Source organism: Halorubrum salinum, assembly GCF_024494575.1.
GTDB lineage: Archaea > Halobacteriota > Halobacteria > Halobacteriales > Haloferacaceae > Halorubrum > Halorubrum salinum.
In genome coordinates, this window is record NZ_JANHDO010000005.1 from 69783 (window position 1) to 93154 (window position 23372).

General features: G+C 68.0%; 29 protein-coding genes. 14 read left to right on the forward strand and 15 right to left on the reverse strand.

From position 1 onward, the window contains the following. Positions 1 to 58: 58 nt before the first annotated feature. From cdd to NO930_RS12645, 3 genes are all read left to right on the forward strand, one after another. Positions 59 to 463, forward strand: a complete 405-nt coding sequence (gene cdd, locus NO930_RS12635) for a cytidine deaminase (RefSeq protein ID WP_256403732.1) — start codon at positions 59 to 61, stop codon at positions 461 to 463. 93 nt (positions 464 to 556) lie between these two features. Then, the gene (locus tag NO930_RS12640; RefSeq protein ID WP_256403733.1) at positions 557 to 1396 is read left to right on the forward strand and encodes a nucleoside phosphorylase; all 840 of its coding nucleotides are present in this window, start codon (positions 557 to 559) and stop codon (positions 1394 to 1396) included. 58 nt (positions 1397 to 1454) lie between these two features. Further along, positions 1455 to 2636: an NAD(P)/FAD-dependent oxidoreductase gene (locus NO930_RS12645; protein ID WP_092561888.1), complete on the forward strand. Its 1182-nt coding sequence runs from the start codon at positions 1455 to 1457 to the stop codon at positions 2634 to 2636. A 216-nt stretch (positions 2637 to 2852) separates the two neighbouring features. On the opposite strand, the gene NO930_RS12650 is transcribed toward NO930_RS12645, so the two are convergent. Together NO930_RS12650 and NO930_RS12655 are read right to left on the reverse strand one after the other, a co-directional pair. Further along, the gene (locus NO930_RS12650) at positions 2853 to 3386 is read right to left on the reverse strand and encodes an Rrf2 family transcriptional regulator (RefSeq protein WP_137783847.1); all 534 of its coding nucleotides are present in this window, start codon (positions 3384 to 3386) and stop codon (positions 2853 to 2855) included. A gap of 67 nt (positions 3387 to 3453) precedes the next feature. After that, positions 3454 to 3744 carry a hypothetical protein gene (locus NO930_RS12655; protein WP_256403796.1) on the reverse strand — a complete coding sequence of 97 codons (291 nt, stop codon included), beginning with the start codon at positions 3742 to 3744 and terminating at the stop codon, positions 3454 to 3456. A 132-nt stretch (positions 3745 to 3876) separates the two neighbouring features. Here NO930_RS12655 and rocF point away from each other — a divergent pair, with 132 nt between their 5' ends. Then, entirely contained in the window at positions 3877 to 4782 is a 906-nt protein-coding gene (gene rocF, locus NO930_RS12660; protein WP_256403734.1) for an arginase, read from the forward strand. Between the two features lie 6 nt (positions 4783 to 4788). Here the strand turns inward: rocF and NO930_RS12665 are convergent, their stop codons facing one another. From NO930_RS12665 to glyA, 6 genes are all read right to left on the reverse strand, one after another. After that, positions 4789 to 5787 carry an ornithine cyclodeaminase family protein gene (locus NO930_RS12665; RefSeq protein ID WP_256403735.1) on the reverse strand — a complete coding sequence of 333 codons (999 nt, stop codon included), beginning with the start codon at positions 5785 to 5787 and terminating at the stop codon, positions 4789 to 4791. Between the two features lie 165 nt (positions 5788 to 5952). Further along, positions 5953 to 6501, reverse strand: coding sequence for a DUF8130 domain-containing protein (locus NO930_RS14190; protein WP_486608191.1), 549 nt, complete (start codon positions 6499 to 6501; stop codon positions 5953 to 5955). An 88-nt stretch (positions 6502 to 6589) separates the two neighbouring features. Next, positions 6590 to 7864, reverse strand: coding sequence for an RNA-guided endonuclease InsQ/TnpB family protein (locus NO930_RS12675; protein WP_137783601.1), 1275 nt, complete (start codon positions 7862 to 7864; stop codon positions 6590 to 6592). A 334-nt stretch (positions 7865 to 8198) separates the two neighbouring features. Beyond that, positions 8199 to 8399, reverse strand: a complete 201-nt coding sequence (locus NO930_RS12680) for a DUF8015 family protein (protein ID WP_137783600.1) — start codon at positions 8397 to 8399, stop codon at positions 8199 to 8201. Between the two features lie 196 nt (positions 8400 to 8595). Next, a complete protein-coding gene (locus NO930_RS12685; protein WP_256403737.1) occupies positions 8596 to 9006 on the reverse strand; it encodes a DUF3054 domain-containing protein in 411 nt (136 codons plus the stop codon). A gap of 97 nt (positions 9007 to 9103) precedes the next feature. Further along, entirely contained in the window at positions 9104 to 10351 is a 1248-nt protein-coding gene (gene glyA / locus NO930_RS12690) for a serine hydroxymethyltransferase (protein WP_256403738.1), read from the reverse strand. Between the two features lie 210 nt (positions 10352 to 10561). Between glyA and tbsP the strand changes: the two genes are divergently transcribed. Then, positions 10562 to 11383 (forward strand): transcriptional regulator TbsP, encoded by an 822-nt coding sequence (gene tbsP, locus NO930_RS12695; RefSeq protein ID WP_137784405.1) that lies wholly within the window; start codon positions 10562 to 10564, stop codon positions 11381 to 11383. A 51-nt stretch (positions 11384 to 11434) separates the two neighbouring features. Here the strand turns inward: tbsP and NO930_RS12700 are convergent, their stop codons facing one another. The 4 genes from NO930_RS12700 to NO930_RS12715 form a co-directional block, all read right to left on the reverse strand. Further along, positions 11435 to 12004, reverse strand: coding sequence for a DUF7110 family protein (locus NO930_RS12700; protein ID WP_256403739.1), 570 nt, complete (start codon positions 12002 to 12004; stop codon positions 11435 to 11437). 179 nt (positions 12005 to 12183) lie between these two features. Further along, positions 12184 to 12528: a glutaredoxin family protein gene (locus NO930_RS12705; protein ID WP_092562134.1), complete on the reverse strand. Its 345-nt coding sequence runs from the start codon at positions 12526 to 12528 to the stop codon at positions 12184 to 12186. A 95-nt stretch (positions 12529 to 12623) separates the two neighbouring features. Then, the gene (gene gfcR, locus NO930_RS12710) at positions 12624 to 13256 is read right to left on the reverse strand and encodes a transcriptional regulator GfcR (protein ID WP_137784626.1); all 633 of its coding nucleotides are present in this window, start codon (positions 13254 to 13256) and stop codon (positions 12624 to 12626) included. Then, positions 13243 to 14313 (reverse strand): glucose 1-dehydrogenase, encoded by a 1071-nt coding sequence (locus tag NO930_RS12715; protein WP_256403740.1) that lies wholly within the window; start codon positions 14311 to 14313, stop codon positions 13243 to 13245. The genes gfcR and NO930_RS12715 overlap by 14 nt, the downstream gene beginning before the upstream one ends. A 123-nt stretch (positions 14314 to 14436) precedes the next feature. On the opposite strand from NO930_RS12715, the gene NO930_RS12720 reads away from it, so the two are divergent. The 3 genes from NO930_RS12720 to NO930_RS12730 all read left to right on the forward strand — a co-directional run bounded on the left by NO930_RS12720 (position 14437) and on the right by NO930_RS12730 (position 16581). Then, entirely contained in the window at positions 14437 to 15378 is a 942-nt protein-coding gene (locus tag NO930_RS12720) for an NRDE family protein (protein WP_256403741.1), read from the forward strand. Between the two features lie 25 nt (positions 15379 to 15403). After that, the gene (locus NO930_RS12725; protein ID WP_256403742.1) at positions 15404 to 15757 is read left to right on the forward strand and encodes a helix-turn-helix transcriptional regulator; all 354 of its coding nucleotides are present in this window, start codon (positions 15404 to 15406) and stop codon (positions 15755 to 15757) included. Positions 15758 to 15903: 146 nt separating this feature from the next. After that, positions 15904 to 16581, forward strand: coding sequence for a type 1 glutamine amidotransferase domain-containing protein (locus NO930_RS12730; protein ID WP_256403743.1), 678 nt, complete (start codon positions 15904 to 15906; stop codon positions 16579 to 16581). Between the two features lie 60 nt (positions 16582 to 16641). Here the strand turns inward: NO930_RS12730 and NO930_RS12735 are convergent, their stop codons facing one another. Together NO930_RS12735 and NO930_RS12740 are read right to left on the reverse strand one after the other, a co-directional pair. Next, on the reverse strand, positions 16642 to 16932 hold the full coding sequence (locus NO930_RS12735) for a transcriptional regulator (protein WP_137784980.1): 291 nt from the start codon (positions 16930 to 16932) through the stop codon (positions 16642 to 16644). Between the two features lie 42 nt (positions 16933 to 16974). Further along, positions 16975 to 17340 (reverse strand): DUF5658 family protein, encoded by a 366-nt coding sequence (locus NO930_RS12740; RefSeq protein ID WP_256403744.1) that lies wholly within the window; start codon positions 17338 to 17340, stop codon positions 16975 to 16977. 147 nt (positions 17341 to 17487) lie between these two features. Between NO930_RS12740 and nth the strand changes: the two genes are divergently transcribed. The 6 genes from nth to NO930_RS12770 all read left to right on the forward strand — a co-directional run bounded on the left by nth (position 17488) and on the right by NO930_RS12770 (position 21870). Continuing rightward, positions 17488 to 18171 carry an endonuclease III gene (gene nth / locus NO930_RS12745; RefSeq protein ID WP_137784058.1) on the forward strand — a complete coding sequence of 228 codons (684 nt, stop codon included), beginning with the start codon at positions 17488 to 17490 and terminating at the stop codon, positions 18169 to 18171. Between the two features lie 136 nt (positions 18172 to 18307). Further along, on the forward strand, positions 18308 to 18862 hold the full coding sequence (locus NO930_RS12750) for a DoxX family protein (RefSeq protein WP_256403745.1): 555 nt from the start codon (positions 18308 to 18310) through the stop codon (positions 18860 to 18862). A gap of 132 nt (positions 18863 to 18994) precedes the next feature. Then, positions 18995 to 20077, forward strand: a complete 1083-nt coding sequence (locus tag NO930_RS12755; RefSeq protein ID WP_256403746.1) for a glutamate--cysteine ligase — start codon at positions 18995 to 18997, stop codon at positions 20075 to 20077. A gap of 81 nt (positions 20078 to 20158) precedes the next feature. Then, the gene (locus NO930_RS12760; protein ID WP_256403747.1) at positions 20159 to 20731 is read left to right on the forward strand and encodes a winged helix-turn-helix domain-containing protein; all 573 of its coding nucleotides are present in this window, start codon (positions 20159 to 20161) and stop codon (positions 20729 to 20731) included. 102 nt (positions 20732 to 20833) lie between these two features. Continuing rightward, on the forward strand, positions 20834 to 21328 hold the full coding sequence (locus NO930_RS12765; RefSeq protein ID WP_256403748.1) for a phosphopantetheine adenylyltransferase: 495 nt from the start codon (positions 20834 to 20836) through the stop codon (positions 21326 to 21328). Beyond that, positions 21325 to 21870: a hypothetical protein gene (locus tag NO930_RS12770; protein ID WP_256403749.1), complete on the forward strand. Its 546-nt coding sequence runs from the start codon at positions 21325 to 21327 to the stop codon at positions 21868 to 21870. Before NO930_RS12765 ends, NO930_RS12770 begins: the two co-directional genes overlap by 4 nt. A gap of 56 nt (positions 21871 to 21926) precedes the next feature. On the opposite strand, the gene NO930_RS12775 is transcribed toward NO930_RS12770, so the two are convergent. Continuing rightward, positions 21927 to 23366 carry an FAD-dependent oxidoreductase gene (locus tag NO930_RS12775; RefSeq protein WP_256403750.1) on the reverse strand — a complete coding sequence of 480 codons (1440 nt, stop codon included), beginning with the start codon at positions 23364 to 23366 and terminating at the stop codon, positions 21927 to 21929. Positions 23367 to 23372 lie beyond the last annotated feature (6 nt).

Sequence of the window (23372 nt, forward strand, 5' to 3'; positions counted from 1 at the left end):
ACGCCTGCCCACCGACGGGACACCACCGTTATCCTCCCGCCGCCCGACCCCTTCTAACATGGACGACCTGATCGACGCCGCCCGTGACGCGCTCCGTGACGCGCACGTCCCGTACTCCGAGTACCGCGTCGGTGCCGCGCTCCGGACCGCGGACGGAACCGTGTACACGGGCTGTAACATCGAGAACGCCAACTACTCCAACAGCCTCCACGCCGAGGAGGTCGCGGTCGCGGAGGCGGTGAAGAACGGCCACCGAGAGTTCGACCGGATCGCCGTCTCCTCCGGGGTGCGCGACGGCGTCACCCCCTGCGGGATGTGCCGACAGACGCTCGCCGAGTTCGCCGCCGCCGACCTCGTCGTCGTCTGTGACGAGGGCGACGGCGAGACGAGCGAGTACACGCTCGGCGAACTGCTCCCGAACGCGATACACGAGGGCACGCTCGACGACGCGCGGAACCGGTGAGTTCGGAGCGCGGCCGTCCGCGCGGACACCCCGATCGGGAACCGCTCTCCGAGCCGGAACGCCTTTTAAACGTCTCGGCGAAGGTCCGGGGACATGACTGACGAGCGCGGCGCGAGCCCCGGCGACAGCGAAGATCCCGGCGACGAGGTGCAGTACCACGTCGAGGTGGGACCGGACGACGTCGCCGACGCCGTCCTCCTTCCCGGAAACCCCGAGCGCGTCGACACGATCACCGGGCTGTGGGACGACGCCGAGGAGGTCGCCTCCCACCGCGAGTACCGCACCGCGACCGGGAGCTACGACGGTACGCCGATCTCCGTGACCTCCACCGGAATCGGCTCGCCGTCCGCCGCCATCGCCGTCGAGGAACTCGCTCGCGTCGGCGTCGACACCTTCGTTCGCGTCGGCTCCTGCGGCGCGATCCGGCCGGAGATGGACGTCGGCGACCTCGTCATCACGACCGGCGCGGTCAGACAGGAGGGAACCAGCGACGAGTACGTTCGCGAGGATTACCCGGCCGCCGCCGACGGCGAGGTCGTCTCCGCGCTCGTCGCCGCCGCAGAGCGGCTCGGATACGACTACCACACCGGCGTCACGATGAGCGCCGACTCCTTTTACGCGGGGCAGGGCCGCCCCGGCTTCGAGGGGTTCGAGGCGGCCGGGTCGGCCGAGTTGGTCGCGGAACTGCGAGAGGCGAACGTGAAGAACATCGAGATGGAGGCGTCGGCGATCCTCACGGTCGCGAGCGTCTACGGCCTCCGCGCCGGCGCGGTCTGTTCCGTCTACGCCAACCGAGTCACCGGCGAGTTCAGGACCGAGGGCGAGTCGCGCGCGTCCGAGACGGCGAGTCTCGCGGTGGCGCTTCTCGCCCGCATGGACGAGGTCAAACGCGAGGCCGGTGCCGACCGCTGGCACGCCGGGCTGTCGCTGTAGTCGGGCGAATCGCGACCGTTCCAAAGCGACTTTACCCGCGCGCGTCGGACTGACAGGCATGACCACCCAGATCGTCGTCGTCGGCTCCGGGTACGCCGGTGCCGGGGCAGTGAAGGCGTTCGAAGACGAGGTCGGCGAGGGCGAGGCCGAACTCACCTGGATATCCGAACACGACTACCACCTCGTGCTCCACGAGGTCCACCGCGCGATCCGCAACCCCGCGGTCGAAGACAAGATCACGATCCCCGTCGACGAGATCAAATCGCCCGAATCGGCGTTCGTGCAGGGCCGCGTCGTCGACGTCGACGTCGACGACCGCGTCGTCGAGACCGACGACGGAACGACCGTCGACTACGACTACCTCCTCTTGGCCGTCGGCTCGACGACGGCCTTCTTCGGCATCGAGGGGTTAGAGGAGAACGCCCACCAGCTGAAGGGCCTCGACGACGCGAAAGCGATCCACGAGGACGTCCGCTCGGCCGCCGCGGAGGCGACGCGCTCCGAGCCGGTCGAGGTCATCGTGGGCGGTGCCGGCCTCTCCGGCATCCAGACCGCCGGCGAGATCGCCGAGTACCGCGACAAACACCGCGCGCCGATCGAGATCACGCTGGTCGAGGGGCTCGACGAGATATTCCCCAACAACGACCCGCAGATACAGGGCGCGCTGCGTCAGCGAGTCCAGGACGCCGACATCGACATCCGCACCGGGGACTTCATTTCGAAGGCCGACGAGGACACCGTTTACCTCGGCGGCGGCGAGGACGAAGCGCCCGAGGAACTGGACTACGACGTGCTGATCTGGACCGGCGGCATCACCGGGCAGCCGGAGATCGAAGACGTCGACGTCGAGAAGGACGAGCGGTCACACCGCGTCCACGCCGGCTCCGATTTCACCACCAGCGACGACCGCGTGTTCGCCATCGGCGACACCGCATTAGTCGAGCAGGGGGACGACGACGTGGCCCCGCCGACCGCGCAGGCCGCGTGGCAGGCCGCCGAAGTCGCCGGCGAGAACCTCGCTCGCGCCGCCCGCGGCGCGCCTCTCAAGTCGTGGACACACGAGGACAAAGGCACCGTCATCTCCGTCGGCGAGGAGGCCGTCGCACACGACGTCATGGGAATGCCGATCCAGACGTTCGGCGGCACGCCCGCGAAGCTCCTCAAGAAGGCCATCGCCACGCGCTGGATCGCCAAGGTCTCCTCGACCGGGCGCGGCGTCAGCGCGTTCGGCGACATGTAGGAGACGGGGAACGCACCCGATCGAACGCACGCGACCGATGTTCGGCAGGTGACGCGACTACCCGTCGTGTTCACGTGAGATCAAGCGACGCCGCCGCCTCCAGTCGACGCGTGCTGTGAACGGCGGTCTGGTTCTGGTAAAGTCGAGGGAGAAGTCAGTCTGGTCGTGTACGGCGGAGCGGATCGCTCTCGTCGGAGACGACGGTGTGCTCCGCGGTCAGTGCTCGGCGGGCTCGTCGGGCGCTCGCATGTCGTCGATGCGGAGGATGAGGACGTTCGCGGTGTCGTCTTTCCCGTCGACCGTGCCGTCGATGACGAGCTTCGAGAGCGGCGTCGGGCCGACCGTGACCGAGTCGCCGTCGTGGAACTCGCGGACGGAGCCCTGGACGTGGATCTCGGCGCGGCACAGCTCGGGGTGGTGGACGCTGGAGAGGTCGATCCCGTCGACGTTGACGCCGGTCAGCTCCTCGCCCTCGTGGAAGATCGGCACGTCTGCGGGCTCGTCCATCCGCTGGATGTCGAGCGCCTCGTACGCGTTCGAGGTGGGCTTGTAGCCGCCTTTCGGCCCCGGTACGCCCTCGACCAGCTGGAGAGCTTTGAGGCTCTGCATCTGGTTCCGGATCGTGCCCGGGTTGCGGTCGACCTCCTCGGCTATCGCCTCGCCTTTGACGGCGTCTTCCTGTTCCCCGTACAGGTTGATGAGGGCCGAGAGGATGCTCTTCTGACTCGATGTGAGTTCGATCGATGACATACGACCGAATACAGGTCGGTACCGCTTAAATGCGATGGAACCCCGTTATAAAAACACGTACGCACCGCTAGCCTCCGTACCGTCTGCGGAGCCGGACGTACGCGATCGGACTCGACAGCGCGACCACGACGCCGACGCCGACGAGCGCCAGTCCGAGGTTGGCGACGACGAGCGACACCGCGGCTCCGACCAGCCCGATCACGGCTCCGGTGAACGCGACGACGATCAGTCCCGCCATCGGCGTGATAGACGAGGGATCGATGTCGGTCGGATCGTACTCGGTCGACTCCGCATCGTCGTCGGCCGTCCCGTTCTCGGACTCCACGCCGTCTGCGGGATCACCCGCGGCGTCGCTCATGTTCCGCGGTTCGACTCCCAGCGTGAAAACGGTGGGCGTTCGGCGAGGCGGACACGGCGGTAGCCGAGGTCCGAGGGTACGCTCACTTCCCGAACCCGACAATTCAAGCGTCGGCGCGTCCGGCGTTCGGGTATGACCACAGTCAGGATCATCGGCGCGCCGACCGACTACGGGGCGAACCGGCGGGGCGTCGACATGGGGCCGTCCGCCATCCGGTACGCCGGCCTCGCCGATCAACTGGTGAGCGCGGGGATCGACCCGGTCGACGCGGGCGACCTCGCCGTCCCCCGCGCGGAGGAGCGCGATCCGGACGCGGACACTCCGAGCGAGTGGAACGCCAAGTTCCTCCGCGAGACGGCGGACGTCTGTGGTCGCCTCGCCGAGGAGGTGAGCGACACGCTCGCGGACGGGAGCGTCCCGCTCGCGCTCGGCGGCGACCACTCGATCGCCATCGGCTCCCTCTCCGGGTCGGCGCGCGGCGCCGAGATCGGCGCGGTGTGGTTCGACGCCCACGCCGACCTCAACACGCCGACGACGACGCCGTCGGGGAACGTCCACGGGATGCCGCTCGCGGCCGCGCTCGGGATCGGGGCGTTCGCCGACACCGAGTGGGCGAACGCACCCGGCCTCTCTCCGGAGAACGTCGCCCTGGTCGGCCTTCGGTCCGTCGACGGTGCGGAGGCGGACCTCCTCCGAGAGCGCGATTTCTCCGTCTACACGATGTCCGACATCGACGAGCGCGGGATTACAACCGTCACGGAGGAGGCGATGGCGACCGCCGCCGCGGACGTCGACGGCGTTCACGTCAGCCTCGACCTCGACTGGCTCGACCCCAACGAAGCGCCCGGGGTCGGGACGCCCGTCCGCGGCGGCGTCACCTACCGAGAGGCCCACAGCGCGATGGAGATCGTCGACGAGACGGGCTCGTTGCGGTCGATGGAGCTCGTCGAGGTGAATCCCACACTTGATCAACACAACGAGACGGCCGAGCTCGCGACGGAGCTCGCCGCGAGCGCGTTCGGCAAGCGAGTGCTCTGACCCGCGTCACTCGCCGGTGAGCGCCTCGCTCGCGGGCGCGAACTCGATCGTTTTCCCTCGTCCCGCCTCGCTCGCCCGCTCGTAGAGCATGTGTGCGGCTGCGACGGTCTCGATCCCGGTCCCGCCCGAGTCGAACACCGTGACCTCCCCGTCGCTCGTCCGCCCGGGGTGACGACCGGCCACCACTTCGCCGAGGTCCGCCGCGACGTGGTCGTCGCCGATCAGGCCGGCAGACCGCGCCGCGAGGAAGGAGCCGGCGTCCTGAGTCGCCCGCTCGCGGATATCGGGAACGTAGGTTGCCCGGGCGACGAGTTCGGGCGGCAGTTCGTTTCTGTCCGGATCGTACTGGCCCATCGCGGTGACGTGTGCGCCGGGCGCGACGTCGGCGTCGTCGATCACGGGGTCGCTCGCCGTCGTCGCGGTGACGATCACGTCCGCTCCGTCGACCGCCGCCCCGGCGCTCTCCGCCGCCGAGACGGTCGCGTCGAGGCGGTCGTCGAACGCGTCGGCGAACGCCTCCCGGCTCTCCGCCGTCGGCGAGAAGACGCGGACCGACTCGAACGCCCGGACCGTCGCGGTCGCGGCGAGCTGTCCCCGGGCCTGCGCCCCGCTGCCGATCACGGCGATCTCGGTGGCGTCCTCGCGGGCGAGCGCGTCGACGGCGACGGCACCGGCCGCGCCGGTCTTGAACGGGTTCATCGACGCCCCGTCGAGCAGCGCGAGCGGCTCGCCCGAGTCGGCGTCGAAGAGCGGCGTCATGAACCAGGCGTCGCGCGCGCCGAACCCGGCCGAGTAGGTGTACCCGCCCATCGCGCCCGTCTCCGGAAGGATCGCGGCGTACGTCGTCAACATGCCGGCGGGGTCGCGGCTGGGAAGCAGCGTCCGCGGCTCCGCGGGCGCGCCCTCGCCGACCTGCCGGTAGCCGTCGCGGACGGCCGCGACGTAGTCCGCCGGCTCAGCGAGGTCGTCGACGTCGGCGCTCGTGAGAAACAGCGTGTCGGTCATGGTCGGAACGTCGAGCCCCGCGAACTAAACCCTACAGGCTCCGTTTGAATCCTCAATTGGTGATCCGTTCTCGGCGTCCCGCTGAATACAGGGCACGAATGTGGTACGAACAGGGGCCAATCGACGGGAGAGAACGATCGGTCAACAGAAGGTATTGACGAGGGATCATGTCTCCGAAATGGTGATATCTAACTCGTACGTCTCGCCTCCGAGCGTGAGGGGGTTTCCGGTCCGCTGTATCGAATAGCTCCCCGGAGAGGCGGTAAATTCATACGTTTCAGATCGAGACTCCCCGGGAGAGAGCCTAACACTGATCCCGATATCGTTCATTCCGGTTATCCGACGGCCGTCCGTCTCTACGTGTTGACTCTCGACGTACTTCTCGGTCCATAAAATTGCTTCAGGCGAATCTGGATCGTAAAGCGCTCCGAATGGGCTCGGGGCACCGGTCCCGTACTCGATTTCACTTTCCGTCTCGTTTTTCGCTATCAGTTCGATCACCGCCGGAGACTCTTCAGTAATCTCCGAGCGATGAACGTTGTAACTGAAACTGATCGCTTCATCGCCGGCCACGTGTGTGAGCGCAATCGTAACCGAACGCCCGTCAGTTGATCCGGAGTCCTCGGCCGTCCCACCTTCAGTACGGTTATCCAAACACCCCGAAAGGGCAAGTGTTGACGTTCCGATAGCCGAGAGAACACATCTCCGATTCATAGCCTCGATTAGTAACTAGCCGCGATTGACATCCTCCCGCGCCTGAAGACGCGGGAATCCCACGGTACCGCACCGCTGAGTTGGGATATTACGGTTCGCGGTTCACGACCTGTTCTCGCGGGGCAAAACTGCCCACGCTGCGGTCGAACAGGCGAACCGCTGGCTGTGCCAACCAGCCGTTATCCCTATCACCGCCATCCGTGGCGAGACTCGGGAGTACCTTTTGTCGGATGTTCTCCGCACCATTCACATCAGCGTTCGCCACCGTGTCGCACTCCTCACATACGTACAGTCCACGCTCCGCACGCTGGTTGTCATCCGTATGACCACATGCTGAACACGACTTCGATGTATCCCGCTCCGACACCAACTCCACGTCGATGCCCTCGGCTTCCGCCTTGTAGTCGAGTAGCGTCGTGAACCGATCGAACGCCCACCCGTGCAAGTCCAAGTTCCCATGGTCGCCCCAATTTCGAGACTCACCAGTCTCGTCGTCTTCTCGGATGCCACCGAGGTCACCAACGACAAGCGTACCAATATCGCGTTCGACGCACTCCTCTACGATCGCTTTCGAGAGGGCGTGTAAGAAGTGTGTCCGGCGAGCGGTGCGTTTTCGGTCAAGACGCTTCGCTTCGCGTGAAGCCGAATCGTCCGTCTCGGCACGCTTCTTCGTGAAATAGTATTCGTCCTCTTTGAGTGCGCCACCGGGATACAACACCGATTCCCCGCCGAACGAGACGGCGGCAAAGTTGCAAATTCCAAAGTCAACACCAGCCACTTCGTTGCCCGGTGGTTCCGGGTCGATAGTGGTTCGACAGACGAATTGTAGCCGCCACTCATCTCGATTGTAGACGGCACGAACCTGTTGAATGTCCCACTCGGTCAGGTCAACATCCGGGCGCGTCTGGTACTCGCACAAGATGAAGTCTGAACGGTGTTCTTTGAGGTTACGGCCTTTCGAGAGGCGGACACGGGCGAACTGTGCGTCGTGCTTGAAGCCAGCCGCTTTGAACGACACAGTGGAGCGTGGATGGGAGTCTCCGTGCTTGCGGTAGCCGGGCGGTCGGGCACGGTCGTCGCCGTTCCGACGCTTGCCGAACCAGCCGTTGAACGCTTCAGCGAGTTCTTCGAGAACGCGCTGACTGGATTGAGAGTGCAAGTCCGTGTAGCGTTCGTGGCGTTTGAGTTCAGCTTTGAGTTCCCCGTCATCGGGAATCTCGCCCGTTTCATCCCACTGTTCTTGCGTGTAGTAGCGACCGACATTCCAGAGTTTTGAGGCCGCCCATCCGAGTTGATCGAGGTCGTCACGAACCTGTTGCTGGTTCGTGATGGTGGCCTCGAAGGTTCGGATGGTTCGACTCATTTCTGGCTTCATAACTGGTTATGGATACTGTTTTGTTAATAGTGCCGGTTGGTGTGGAATATCCGGCCTTGCTATTGACGGTGGAGTGCGTAGGAGTTGTCGGATTCATCCTGCGCCTAAAGGCGCAGGTATTCTCCTTGATTCTGTATAATTTTGATGATAGAACAAACGTTCATTTGAGAGTCCGTTCGCAGCGCTCATCGATCGGCTGTTTCAGAAGAGAATGTGCCTGAAGAATAGGACTTCAACAGAGCCACCCTACGGGAACCGGGAGTCAGTTCGACGTACCGCCGGATATCCTCGACACGCCGTCCGAGTCCCCGGTCGAGGCTTCCTACGGGTTCGACCGAGCACCGGCGTCCGCGGGCCGAATCGGAGCCCGGACGAACATCGCGTGGGCCATTATCGTCCCCGCGACGAGCGCGCCTCCGGGCAGCGCAGCCGTCGTCGGCACCCCGACCAGATAGAGCGCCGCGGTCACGCCGATCAGTGCGGCCGGAATGAGTCCGAGGACGTAGTCGTAGTACCCGGTCATGCTCGCTTCGATCTAGGGCAAAACGACTATTAAATTTTTTTCGTGGTTTTTCGTTACGCTGAGAGTAAGTATGGAAAATCAACGCATAACTTATAGAATCGCATCGGACGATGAGAACTGCGAGGTCGGCTCTGGGAACGGGTCGTACGGAGTCGAGAAGCACGAGCGGTGCGGAGCGCAGCCGGACGCGACGGGCCTACCGCACCCGGAAGTACAGCGCGCGCCAGCCGCCGAGGAACACGGATCCGGCTACGAGCATGACGACGGCGAAGCTCAGTTCAGCGCCCCCGCGGAAGACGAACGCGCGGAGCGCGAGCGCGAGAACGGCGGCCGGAATCCACGACCGGACCGCGAGCGGCACCGACGACTTCGCCGTCTCCGCCGCGCCGGCGGAGTACGCGCCCACCAGCGGGGCGACCAGGACCCAGGCGATCAGAAACGGCGCGTAGACGCCGGGCAGGTACAGGGGGTTCGCCGTGAGGAACCCGACCGAGGTGTGATTGAGCGTGCCGACGGTCAGCATGACCATCAGCGCGAGGAGGTCCCCGATCAGGAGCGGCGCGGCGGCGCGGTCGAGGCGGTCCGAGAGGAACGACGGGGCGTCCATGTCGACCAGTCGGAGACGCCCCTACTTTGTACGCACGGATTCGGTCGGCCGCGGGAGGTGCCGGGAGCGACCCGGGACCACTCGCGTGTCTCCGTGGCTATTGATACAGCGGGTACTCCTCGCAGAGTTCGGCGACGCGCTCGCCGACCTCGTAGATCACGTCGTCGCTGTCGACGTCGTCGACGACGCGGTAGATCAGGTCGCCGACCTCCGCCATCGCGTCCTCGTCGAACCCGCGAGTGGTGAGCCCGGCGGTGCCGGCGCGGATCCCCGAGGGGTTGAACGGCGACCGCGTCTCGCCCGGAACCGTGTTCCCGTTGAGGACGATGTTCGCGGCCGCGAGCGCGTCTTCCGCGTCGCCGCCGGGGAGGTCCGGGTGCGAGTCGCGGAGGTCGGCGAGCACGAGGTGGTTGTCGGTCCCGCCGGAGACGAGAGAGAGGCCGTGGTCCTGCAGCGTCTCGGCGAGGACTTGAGCGTTCGCGACGACCTGTTCGGTGTACGCCTCGAACTCGGGCTCTAACGCCTCCTTGAACCCGACCGCCTTGCCGGCGACGTTGTGCATGAGCGGACCGCCCTGTCCGCCGGGGAAGACGGCCTTGTCGATGTCGTCGGCGAACTCCTCGTCACACATGACGATCCCGCCGCGGCCGGCTCGGATCGTCTTGTGAGTCGAGCCCGTGACGAAGTCGGCGATCCCGACCGGCGAGGGATGCACGCCGGCGGCGACGAGCCCGGTGATGTGAGCGATGTCCGCGAGGTGGTAGGCGTCGACCGCGTCGGCGGCCGCCTGAATGCGGTCCCACTCGACCGTCCGCGGGTACGCGGAGTACCCGGAGACGATGATGTCGGGCTCGAACGACTCCGCGGCGGCGCGCAGCCCGTCGTAGTCGATGTAGCCGGTGTCGGGGTCGACCTCGTACTGCTCGACGTCGTAGATCTGTCCGGTGAAGTTCGCCGGGTGACCGTGCGAGAGGTGACCGCCGTGAGTGAGATCTAACGAGAGGATCTTGTCGCCGGGATCCAACACCGCGTAGTAGACGGCCTGATTCGCCTGCGTCCCCGAGTGCGGCTGGACGTTGACGTGGTCTGCGCCCCACAGCTCCGTCGCGCGTTCGATCGCCAGCTCCTCTACGTCGTCGGCGTACTCGCAGCCGGCGTAGTACCGGGACCCCGGATATCCCTCGGCGTACTTGTTCGTGAGGACGCTCCCCTGCGCCTCTAAGACCGCCTCGCTGACGTGGTTCTCGCTCGCGATCATCGCGAGGGTCTGCTCCTGCCTGTCGCGCTCGCCGGCCAGCGCGTCGGCGACCGCCGGATCGACCTCCCGGACGTGCTCTGTGTCCATGCACGAACGCCGGTCCGATCGCGCATTAATCCTTGCGTAACGCCGCCGGACGAGGATCGGTCGCACGGGCGGCGGCGGCGCGGCGTTCCGGCCGCGCTACGAACTCCGTCGATCCGCCGTGTTCGCCCCGCTCAGACGCTATTCTCGGTTGTTCACTCGCCGCTTCCCGTTAATATTAAATATGCATGTGCCATTTATTCGAAGACATCTATGGTATCGAATTTATTGGAAGCCGACGTGGAACGCGTCCTCGACGCGGCCTTCGCCGGGGACGACGAGGAAGTCGTCGTCGTCGACCCGTCGGCGGAGACGATCGCGGCGCTGATCGAGGCGGCCACAGCCCGTGAGGACCTGCCGTCGATGTCGATGCTGGCCGCCGACAGCGAGCTCGCGAGCGTGATGGACGACTTCCTCGCCGCGTCCACGGCCGCGGACCTCGTCGCGGACGAGGCGCTCGGAATACGCCTGCTTCCCGACGACGTCGACAACGCCCTGTTCGTGTCGCCGTCGAAGCTCGTCGTGCTCGTGAGCGCCGACGACCGCGTCGCGGCGCTCTCGACCGACGACGCCGAGTTCGTCGGCGAAGTGTTCGAGACCAACCGCGCGGCCTTCGACGACGCCGCGGAGTACGACCTCCGGACGCCGGCGATCAGCCGCGTCCGCGAGACGATGGCGGCCGAGATCGACGCGGCCACGCGGGACGACTTCGACGCGCTCCTCGCCTCGGTCGAGGCCGCCCGCGGCTCCGACGCTATCGACGAGGTGACCGCCTCGCTGCTCGTGGCCGCGAAAAACGACGTGCTCCTCTACGACATCTCGAAGTGGGGCGAAGACGTCGGTATCGCCTCGAAGGCGACGTTCTCACGGACGAAGACGCGGCTCGAAGACGCGGGACTCGTCGACACAGAGAAGGTTCCGATCGACGTCGGTCGCCCGCGACTCCGGCTCAAACTCGGCGACGAGCGGCTTCGCGGCGTCGACGCCGCCGACCTCGCCGACGTCGCGACAGAGATGCTCTCGTCACGCTCGTAGACGTCGGCCGGCCTCGGCCGCAGGAAACCGCGCGACCGTTCTAGCAGCCGGTCAGTCCGAAATGAACTCGTTGTCGCGCCAGTTGACGCCGCCGTCCCCGTCGCCCGCTCCCTGCGGGCTCTCGACGACTTCGATGCTCGCCGGGCGGGCCTCACCCTCCACGATGCGGGTCGCCTCCAGATCGTCACCCGCCTCCGTGATCGCGGTCAGGGTGCCCTTCTCCGAGAGCAGCGCCAGTTCGCGGAGCACGAGGAACATGGGATACTGGAGCGCGGAGTTCTGGAGGACGGTCTCGCGGTCACCCTTGAAACACGCGAACTCGACGAGCTCGGAGGGGATCTCCTCTTCCTCGTCGTCCATCCACTGCGGGCCGCCGGCGCGCGGCGGCTCCTCTTCCCACACGCGGGTCTCCGTGACGGACGCCTTGAGCTGTGCCGTCGGGGTGTACTTGCTTATCGATTCGTCGTCGGACAGGGCTTTGATGATGAGAGTGTTGTTTCGACGCGTGATGTCGATGTCGTCGATCTCCGCGGGCAGATCGGGATCTTCTTCGAAGTACGTCTCAACGTCTTCGAGGGGCAGTTCGAGCGTCGAATGAAGTCTGAACACGCGGCCTGTCATTGTTGGGTGGGTGAGGTGGGGTCGAGCCGGTCGTCGGACCGACAGCGGCAACGGCTGCACCTACCCGATGTAGGTGCCGTGGGTTTATATGGCCTACCCTTCGAGCATCACCGTTCGGACGCGCTGTCGCGTCTCGGCCGCGCCCGCAAGCGCGGTCCGCGCGACGTCATCCGCGTGAGTCACTCGGCTCCGAGTTCTGCGGCCAGCTCGCCGCGCTCCTCCAGTTCGCCGAGCACGTCGCTCCCGCCGACGAACTCGCCGTCGACGAACGTCTGCGGAATGGTCTCCCAGCCGCTGTGGGATTCGAGCGCCTCGCGGTACTGCGGGAGCGCGGGGAGCACGTCGACCGTCTCGAACTCCTCGACGTGCTGTGAGACGAGTTCGACCGCGCGCTGTGAGTAGCCGCACTGGGGCATCAGCCGGTTCCCCTTCATGAAGAGCACCACGTCGTTGTCGGCGATGGTCTCCTCGACGCGCTGTTCGATCTCCTCGGCGTCGGCGTCGGCTTCGGGACTGAACGTCATGAGGGCCCGTACGCGACGGCGAGGCAAATGGGTTCCGCACAGCCACGGAGACTATCCCAATCGATACCGCGCGCCCCGGCCGCGCAGTCGCGGACCTACTCCTGGCGGTCGACCCGCACGACGTCGACGAGCGAGTAGACGGGCACGCCGTCGATCTCGTCGAACCCGCGCTTGTCGACGAGAACGACGCAGGCGACCGGCTCGCCGCCCTGATCGCGGATCGCGTCGATCGACTCGCGCATCGTCGTCCCCGAGGTGATGATGTCGTCGACGACGTAGCAGTCGCGGTCGCGGATCCCGGCGAAGTTGCGCGAGAAGCCGCCGCCGTGCTCGTCGATGTCGCCCTCCTCCCACTGGTGTTTCGCGGGCGCGTACGTTCCGAGGTCCGTGTCGAGCTGCCCGGCGACCGCGGTCGCGAGCGGCGCGCCGGCCTTCTCGATGCCGACGGTGAGATCGACCTCCTCGCCCTCTTTGGCCAGCAGGTCCGCCATCGCGCTCGCGGCGTACCGGAGCCGGGTCGAGTCCCGGCCGAGCGCCGACCAGTCGACGTGGATGTCGGCGGTCGACGCGGACGCCGCCGTCTCCGCGGTGTCGTTCCCGCCGGCGCGCTCGACGAGCCAGCTCGCCGTCTCGCGCGAGACGTTCAGTTCGTCCGCGATCTCTCCCTTCGAGAGGCCCCGCTCTGCGAGTTCCGCCGCGCTGTCTATCAGGTCGTCAACGTTCTTCATATACGTCGAATTCGACCGCCGTTTTAATAGTCGTGTCGTCATCCGCGAACGCGGCCTCGAACTCGTCGAGCCCGTGGACGCCGGTGACGAGATCGTCGAGAAATCGAGGATCGAAGTGAGACAGCGAGTCGACGGCCGCCTCGAAGTGCTCGTACCCCGAGTTGACGCTGCCGACGAGCGCCTTGTTGTGGAGCACGAACTCGCGGTGGAGCCGCCCGCCGTCGACCTCGAACTCCCAGTCGGCGGGGACGCCGAGCAGCGCGCCGACGCCGTTCGGCGCGAGCGCCTCGATAGTCTCGAAGGCGTGCGGGGCGTAGCCGGTCGCCTCGAAGACGAAGTCCATCGGCTCGTAGGCGTCCGGCACGTCGGGCACCGGCGTCTCGTTCGAGTTCACGTACGTCGCGCCGAGCGACTCGATGATCTCTATCGTCGGGTCCGGTCGCTCGCGTCGGCCGAGACAGTGGACCCGATCGAACGACTCGTCGAGCGTCGCGACCGTAAGCAACCCGAGCGATCCGTTCCCGAGCACTAGCGCAGACTCCGGATCCCAGTGGAAGGCTGACCGGCTGGCGTAGGCGTGTTCGATCGCCTTCTCGGCGATGGAGATCGGTTCGACGAGGAACCCCCACTCGGCCAGCGCCGGCGGGATCTCGACGAGGAACTCCGCGGGGCTGGTGAAGTACTCGGCCATGAACCCGTGTGCGCCGACGATGCCGCGCTCGTGGTACTCGCCGTCCGGTGCCATGTCGGGCTCGCCGCGGGCGAAGTACTCGTTCGCGCCGTTCGGCGGCCGGCGGACCGTCGGCACGACGACGTCGCCGGCCTCGAACGGCGTGTCGTTCGGGTCTTCCACGACGCCGACCGCCTCGTGACCCAACACGAGGTGGTCTTCGCCCTCCGGCGCGCCCCCGTGCCCGCCGGCGATGACCTCGTGGTCCGTCCCGTCGACCCCGACGCGGAGCGTGCGGACGAGCGCCTCCCCGGGTGCGGGCTCCGGTCGCGGCCTCTCCGTCACGACCGGCTCGTCGGCCCCTTCGTACACGGCGATCGCGTTCATACGCCGGCGTATGCGGCCACCCACCAAAAGATTTCTTTTGTTGTGAGTAAAGAATGGCTCAGCTGACTGCCCCCTCCGGGGACCAACCGCGGGATTTTCCCTCGCTCCCGCGTAGCCGGTATCGTGTGCACGCTGACGCTCGCGTGGCGGGCCTTCGAAGACGCGCCGGTCGCGCTCGCCGCCAACCGGGACGAGGCGCTGGACCGCCCGGCCGAGCCGCCCGCGATCCGCGGCGGCGAGACCGACGCCACCGACGCCATTGACGCCGACACCGCTGTCGCCACCGACGCCGACACCGCTGTCGCCACCGACGCCGACACCGCTGTCGCCACCGACGCCGACACCGACCCGGCTGTCGCCGCCGGCGCTCCCGCCGACGCCGCCGAGGCCGGCCGGTACGTCGCCCCGCGCGACGCGGAGGCCGGCGGGACGTGGATCGGCCTCACTGAGGGCGGCCTCGTCGTCGCCGTCACCAACCGCTGGCTCGATACCGACCGCGACGGGGACCGGTCCCGCGGACTGCTCGTCCGCGACTGCCTCCAAGCCGACTCCGCCCTCGACGCCCGTCGCATCGTCGAACGAGAGACGGACGCGCGTATGTACGACGGATTCAATCTCGTACTCGCCGACGCGCGGTCGGCGTTCCTGCTCGCGTACGACGGCGCGCTCACGGCGACGCGACTCGATCCCGGCGTCCACGTCGTCGGCAACGTCGGCGGCGTGATCAACGGGACGGAACGGTTCGCGGTCCCCGAGCGACGACGGGAGTTCGGCGAGGAACGCGCGGAGAGCGCGCGGTCGGTCGCCGACGCGCTCGCGCCGGGTTCCGGGGAGTCGGGGGGCGCGTGGCTCGACCGCGCCGGCGAGGTCCTCTCCGACCACGAGTACGGAGCGTGTCTCCACGGCGACGGGTTCGGGACGGTGTCGTTCACGCGGATCCGGACCGGCTCCGATCCCGCGTTCGCGTACGCGGACGGCCCGCCCTGCGAGACTGAGCCGGCGCCCGTGTCGCTTCCGGCCGGATTCGGCACTGCCGCCGCCGACGGCGCGGAAAGCCAGTTTTAAGCGACTCGCGGGCGGCTGTGAGTGTATGAGCGCGACCGAACTCGAGGCCGACCTGTCCCCCGACGAGCGCGCCGGCCTCGACCTCATCCGCGAGACCGGTGGCATCCATCAGAGCGACTTCTGGAAGGAACTCGACGTCTCCTCGCGGAAGGGGAGCCGCATCGCGGAGGCGTTGGCTGAGTCCGGGCTCATCCAGCGCGAGGAGACCGTCTACGACGGCCACAACACCTACTACCTGGAGCCCGCGCCCCGCGACCTGGACTTCTCGCTTCTGATGGCCGGCGACATGCTGTCGCCGTTCATCGGCGAGGAGGAGGTCGACCCGCAGGCCGACGCCTTCTCGCAGTGGATGATGAACCTCGCGTACGAGGAGTACTAATCCGGGCGCTCCGGCGAGAGCCGAGCCCCCGCGAGCACCGAACGCGCGCCGCGCCGCCTCCGTCGCCGGGATATACGACTCACGTCACCCCACGTCGCTGCCGGTCGCGGGGTCCTTTTATGCTGAGCGCGTGAACGACGAGACACATGACACGCGCGCTGTTCGTCGTGAGCGAGGAGGGGTACTGGGCCGAGGAGTGTATCGAGCCGCTGTCGACCCTGGAGAGCGAAGGCGTCGACGTGACGGTCGCGACGCCCTCCGGGTCGCCGCCGGTCGTCGACGAGCGCTCGCTGGAGCCGGACGCGGCCGGCGGCGAGGAAGCGGCCGCCGAGTTCCGCGAGGTCGACGAGACCCACCCGGAACTCACCGATCCAGCCCCGCTCGCGAGCGTCGACGCCGACGGGTACGACGCCGTGGTGTTCCCCGGCGGCCACGGCACCGTCTGGGACGTGAACCAGGACCGGCACGCCCGCCAGCTCCTGCTCGACGCGGTCGCCGGCGACGACGGCGTCGCGCTCGTCGTCTGTCACGCGGTCGGCATCCTCGCCTTTACCCGCGAGGCCGACGGGACGCCGCTCGTGGAGGGACGCGACGTCACGGGCTTCCCGAACGAGTGGGAGGAGGGGATAGTCGACGACGAGGACGTGCTGCCCGACGGCCGAAAGCTCCCCTACTGGGTCGAAGACGAGGTCGTGCTCGCCGGGGCGAACTGGGACGCCGAACTCGACGCCGACGAGAGCGTCACCGTCGACGGCGACCTGCTAACCGCCCGCGGGCCGGGGTCGTCGTCCGCGGCCGCCCGGACGCTCCTGGACGAACTGTAAACGATCGAACCGCGTCGTGGCCGTCGGACGACGCGCGCCGACTCGCCCGCCCGTCGGGGGTCACCGGATCACGAACCGCGGCTCCGCGATCCGCTCGCTCTTGCAGTCGGGACACCGCGACGGCTCGTTGACCGGGTCGTCGAACCCGTCGAACCCGCACGCGCGGCACTCCGGCGGCGCGACGAGGAACTGCTCGGACGCGTCGCTGTCGGCGACGGACCGCGAGACGTGGTCGAGGTGGTCGTACACGACGGGCGTCGGCAGCGCCAGCGACGCGCCGAGGTCGCTCGCGGTCGCCGGTCCCTCACGGAGGGCCTCGGTGATGCGCTGACGGGTCGTCTCCGTCTCCATGCGGGCCGTTCGTCGCCATCGAATAAAACGCCACGGGCGCGGTCACGCGAGCCAGAGCAGACGGAGGTTGCTCGCGGTGAGGATCGCGCCGACGAGCGTGAGGAGGATCGGGGGAAAATAATAGAGGTGGGCGTCGCCCTCGTTCGCGCCCTGCACGCTGATCCAGAGCATCGCGAGGTAGACGGCGATCTTCAGCGCGACCAGCCCGCCGAGACCGAACGCGTCGACCGCGCCCGCGACGAGGGGGTTCGCCTCGCTGACGGCGGGGACGTACCGAAGGAAGGCGATGGTCGAGACGACGTCGCCGACGCCGTACGTCGTCGTCGCCGCGATCCACAGCGAGTAGAACTCGCGCGTGCGGCGACGGTAGACGGGCGGGCGGGAGTCGGCGTCACCGGGACGGGACACGACTGATCCAGTCGCGGACCGGGCCTGAATCTGTCGGGTCACAGTCCGGGCACGACTCCGTCGTCCGCGGCGCGGCCCAAGGGAGCCGCGCCGCGGACGGTCGCCTGCATCCGGATCGTTCAATGTCGACCGGGCGGAGTGACTGACATGGGCACGCCACTCGACTCGCGGGACGAACAGGTCGCGGAGGTCCTCGACCGGCTCTACGAGGAGTATCCCGACTCTACTATCTCGCTCAACTACTCGAACCGGCTTGAACTTCTCATCGCCGTGATACTATCGGCGCAGTGTACGGACGAGCGCGTGAACGCGGTGTGTGCAGACCTCTTCGAGACGTACGAGACCCCCGAGGACTACGCGAACGCCCCGCAAGAGGAGCTCGCGGAGGCGATAAACTCCATCACCTACTACAACAACAAGGCGTCGTACATCCGTTCGGCGTGCGCGGACATCGCGGAGAAACACGACGGCGAGGTCCCCGACACGATGTCGGAGCTGACGGACCTCGCCGGTGTCGGCCGCAAGACGGCCAACGTCGTCCTCCAGCACGGCCACGACGTGGTCGAGGGAATCGTCGTGGACACCCACGTCCAGCGGCTCACGCGTCGGCTCGGAATCACGGAGGAGGAGAGCCCGCAGAAGATCGAGCGGGACCTCCTCGACGTCGTCCCCGAGAGCGACTGGCAGCAGTTCACGCACCTCATGATCGACCACGGCCGCGCGGTGTGTACCGCGCGGAACCCCGACTGTGGCGACTGCGTGCTCGCCGACCTCTGTCCCTCTGCGAAACCCGACGCCGACGTCGACCTCGCCAGCGGCGAGGCGTGGTGAAACGCCGGCACAGACACGCTCTCGAATATAAAACCCCCGCCGACCGGGGGAGCGATCGACCCGTTTCTCTTCGAAAGGGAACTCGCGTCCGGGTTTATCCTCGTACTCGTCGTACTCGCAAGTGAGGAGAGACACTATGTCAACTAACGCGACCAACGAGTTCGGCGGGGAGTTCGGCGGTGTGACGCTGCTCGGGAAGGCACACTCGCTGTCGGCGCTGTTCATCGTTCTACTGCGGGCGACGATAGGCGGGATGATCCTGTTCGCGGGGCTCGGAAAGCTCGCGGAGTGGCCGTTCGACGCGAGCGGCTACCTCGCGAACGTCGGGTCGGCGAGCCCGGTCAGCGGCCTGTACGCCGCGATGGCGTCGACGCCGTGGTTCGTCGAGTTCGCGAACGTGTTCGTCCCGGCCACGCAGGTGCTCATCGGCGCGGCGCTCGTGGTCGGCGCGTTCGTCCGGCTGGCCGCACTCGGCGGGGCCGCCCAGATGCTGTTGTTCTACCTCGGCGGCTGGTCGGGAGACGCCCTCGCGCTGTTCGACTCGACGCTCGTGTACGCGGTCGTGTTCCTCACGGTCGCGGCGTTCGGGGCGGGTCGGATCCTCGGGCTCGACGCCTACATCGAGCGCATTCAGGTCGGCGGCGAGGCGCTCGTCGAGCGGTTCCCGAAGCTCCGATACGTCCTCGGGTAACCGGGGACGACCCCGGGACGGCGGCGAGCGAGGCGTTCGTGCGCGCCGGCGGCCCGGGTCTCATTTCGCGGCACCGGCCCTGCGTTTCGGGTTCCAATCGATATAAGAGCGCGGGGGCGGAACAGGCGGGTAATGGACCTCGGTTCGCGGGACGCGTTCGCTCGGATGGGGACGCTCGGCATCGAAGAGGAGTTCTACATCGTGGACGCCGAGGGCCGCCCGACCTCCGGAACCGACGACCTCGTCTACGGGCGAGACCCCCCGCCGGAGATCCCAGAGGGGTTCGACCACGAGCTTTTCACCTGTACCATCGAGGCGCAGACGCCGCTCATCGAGGACCCGAGCGACGCCGGGTCGGCCCTCTCGACCGTGCGCCGCGCCCTCGTCGACCACGCGGCCGACGACGGGTACCAGATCGCCGCGGCGGGGCTCCATCCGACCGCGAAGTGGCGGGAGCTGGAACACGTCAAAAAACCTCGGTATCAGGCCCAACTGGACCGAATCCAGTACCCGCAACACCGGAACCTCACCGCGGGGCTGCACGTCCACGTCGGCGTCGACGACGCCGACAAGGCGGTGTGGGTCGCCAACCGGCTCCGCTGGCACTGTCCCGTGTTGCTCGCGCTGTCTGTGAACTCCCCCTACTGGTACGACTTCGACACCGGGCTCGCGTCGGCCCGCGCGAAGGTGTTCGAGAACCTCCCGAACACCGGTATTCCGTCGGCATTCGCCGATTTCGAGGCGTTTCAGCGGTACGAGCGCCGGATGGTCGAGACGGACTCCATCGCCGACCGCGGCGAACTCTGGTTCGACGTGCGGCCGCACACCGGCCACGGGACCGTCGAGGTCCGCGCGCCGGACGCCCAGCGCGACCCCGAAATCACCCTCGCTCTGGCCGAGTACGTCCACGCGCTCGTCGTCGACTACGCCGAGCGCTACGCGGACGGGGAGCGCTCGGCGGATCCGCTCCGGCGCGAGCTCCTCGACGAGAACAAGTGGCGGGCGATCCGCCACGGCCACGACGCGTCGTTCGTCGACCGGGACGGCGAGTCGACGGTATCGCTCGGTGAGGTGGTCGACGCCGAGTGCGACCGACTGGGAATATCCGGCATCCGCGACGTGTACGAGTCGGAGAGCGGGTCGGCGCGCCAACGACGCCTCCGGGACGAGGCGGGCGTCGACGCGCTGTGTGACGACCTGATCGTCTCACCGTAGCCCGCGCCACCGACTTGCCGGGTTCCGTCGTCGCAGAAACGACGAGAAACCCTTTTGAGCGAGCGGACCCCAGATTCGGGCATGACCACGGACGACGCCGACGGCGAGGAGTCCCCGACGGAACGCACCCGCGAGGAGCTTCGCAAGACCAAAGCGCGGCTCGGCGAAGGCGCGGACAAGGCGGTACGGGAGTTCGACGACAACGTCGTCGACCTCCTCTCGTGGCTGTTGGACACGGAGACGCGCGCCCGGATCTACGTCTACCTCCGCGACAACCCACAGAGCACGAGCGACGAGGTCGCCGACGGCACCGGGCTCTACCCGAGCACGGTCCGAGAGGCGCTCGCCGAACTCCACGACGAGGGGACCGTCGAGCGCGACAAGCGCGAGGCGAGCGGGGCGGGAAACAACCCCTACGAGTACGAGGCGATCGCCCCGAGCGAGCTGGTCCGCGGCGTCGTCGGCGACGTGCAACAGGAGCTGAACGCCGTGTTCAACCTCGACCGTCGGCTCGGCGGCGAGTCACCCGAAGGCGACGCGGACCCCGTCAGGATCTCCGTCGGCGACGCCGGATCCGACACGGATGACGAGTCGGCGGCCGACGAGTCGGCGGCCGACGAGACGCCGGACGAGTCGGGTTCGGACGGCCGCTGAACCGCCATTCGTCGATCCGAGCGCGCGTTCGAGCGCCTCGCCGACGCAGCTCGCGGACCCGGCTTCGTGACCATTTAAGTCCCGCCCGCGCAACGGACGGACATGAACGTCGCGCTGGGGGGTACGTTCGATCCCGTTCACGACGGCCACCGGAAGCTGTTCGAACGGGCGTTCGAGCTGGGGGACGTCACCGTCGGGCTCACGTCCGACGAACTCGCGCCGAAGACCCGACACGTCGAGCGGTACGTCCGTCCGTACGACCGCCGGAAGCGCGACCTCGAAGCCGAACTCGCGCCGCGCGCGGAGAAGTACGACCGCGAGTACGCGATCCGCGAGCTGACCGAACCGACCGGCATCGCCGTCGAACCGGAGTTCGACGCGCTCATCGTCTCGCCCGAAACGAGAGACGGCGGAAAGCGGATAAACGAGATCCGCGCCGAGAACGGACACGAGCCCCTTGAGGTGGTCGTCGTCGACCACGTCGAGGCCGACGACGGCAAGCGCATCTCCTCGACGCGGATCGTCGCCGGCGAGATCGACGAACACGGCCACCTCACCCCCGACCGAGAGGGCCGGGGTGCGACGCGTCCGGAATGACGGACGGCTCCGACTCCTCCCGGCTCGTGCGTGCTCTCCTCGGAAACGCCGGGTTCGAGCGCGCCGCCGTGTGGAGCGCCGCCGGCTTCGGCGTCTCGTACGTCGCCTTCGACGTCGTCGCGCTCGGAGCGGACATCCTCGCCACGCTCGGCGTCGCGTCGTCGACCGCCGCCAGCGCGACGACCCTGCCGGCCGCCGCCGTCGTCACGGCGGTGACCGTCGCCGGCGTCGCCGCCTTCGGCGCGACCGGCGGCGGCGTCCTCCCCGCCGCGGCGCTCGCGTACGGCCCCCTCGCGGCCGCGCTCCTCAGGACGATCGGACCGACGGCGTACGCGCTGCCGGTCGACGAGGGGGTCTCGCTCGCGGTCGCGCTCGGTGAGCCGCTGGCGGCCGCCGTCGCCGGCGCGGTCGCAGTCGGCGTCGTCGGATCCGGTCTCGGTCGCGCGATCGCCGGAATCGGATCGAATGCCGACGAGACCGCGGGCTCCTCGTCGACCGACGACGACGGCCCGGACGCGTCGGGTGCGACCGCGGACGACTGACCGCGGGTCGAACGGGTGAACGGGTCGGTCGCGTTCTCCGCCTCCGACGGCGTTCTCTACTCCACGCTCCCGTTGAGCACCTTCGCCGCGACGAGAACGGGGTCCCACACGGGGCTGAAGGGCGGGGCGTACGCCAGATCCAGCCGCTCCACCTCGCCGACCGTCATGTCCGCTTCGAGCGCGGTCGCGACCGTGTCGATCCGGACCGCGGCGCGGTCGGGTCCGGCGATGCTCCCGCCGAGCAGCCGGCCGGTGTCGCGGTCGGCGACGAGGGTCACGTCGGTCTCGGCCGCGCCGGGATAGTAGCCGGACCGCGAGCCGGCCGTCACCGTCTCGCGGACCGGGTCGAATCCGGCCTCGCGAGCCGCCGCGTCGTCGAGGATTCCCGCGCGGCCGGCCTCCATGTCGAACGCCTTCACGACGGCGGTTGCGGCGATGTCGCCCACCGGCGTGGGGTCGCCTGCGACCGTCGCCCCTATCGCTCGCCCGGCCCGATTCGCGGTGAGCCCGAGCGGCATCCACGCGTCCTCGCCCGTGACAGCGTGGCGCGCGGTCGCGCAGTCGCCGGCGGCGTACACGTCCGAGAGGTTCGTCCGGCCGTACTCGTCGGTCCGGACCGCGCCGCCCTCGCCGAGGTCGACGCCGGTTCCGTCGAGCAGCTCCGTGTTCGGACGGATACCGACGCCGACGATCGCCATGTCGACCGCGAGCGTCTCCGGGTCGCCGTTTGCGTCCTCGAACGCGATCGACTCGATCCGGTCGCCGCCGTCGATCGATCCGACGGGCGCGTTCGTGTGGACCGTCACCCCCCGCTCGGCGATCGCTTCCTCGACGCGCTCGCCGACGGCCGCGCCGAAGTCCGAGAGGAGGTGACCGGAGCGGTGGAACAGGTGCACGTCGAGCCCGCGCTCGGTGAGCGCCTCCGCCATCTCGACGCCGACGTACCCGCCGCCGACGATCGCGGCGGTCTCCGGCGCGTCCATCGCGGCGTTGCGCTCGACGCGCTCGCGGTCGACGGCGCTCACGTCCGCGCGGTCGGGGTCGTACTCCGCGGGGTCGGCGACGTACGCGTCGATCGCGGCCGCGGCGTCCATGTCGTGGAGGGTGAACGCGCCGTCGAGCCCGCGCACGTCGAACGGTCCCGTCGTCGCGCGTCCGCCGGTGGCCACGAGCAGGTCTTCGTACGACTGCTCGAACCGGTCGCCCTCGGCGGTCGCGACCGTGACCGCCTTCGCCTCCGGGTCGACCGTGACCACCTCGCAGGCCCGCCGGAGGTCGATCCCGCGCTCGTCGACTTCGCTCGGCGACAGCGACAGCAGATTCGACATGCGCTCGACGCGCCCCTCGATGAAGTACGGCATCCCGCAGAAGGCGTACGAGATCCACCGCCCCTTCTCGAAGACGACGACCTCGCGATCGGGTGCCTCCCGACGGAACTTGCTGGCGGCGCTCAGGCCGGCCGCGTCCGCACCGACGACGACGAACGGATCGCTCATGGTGCG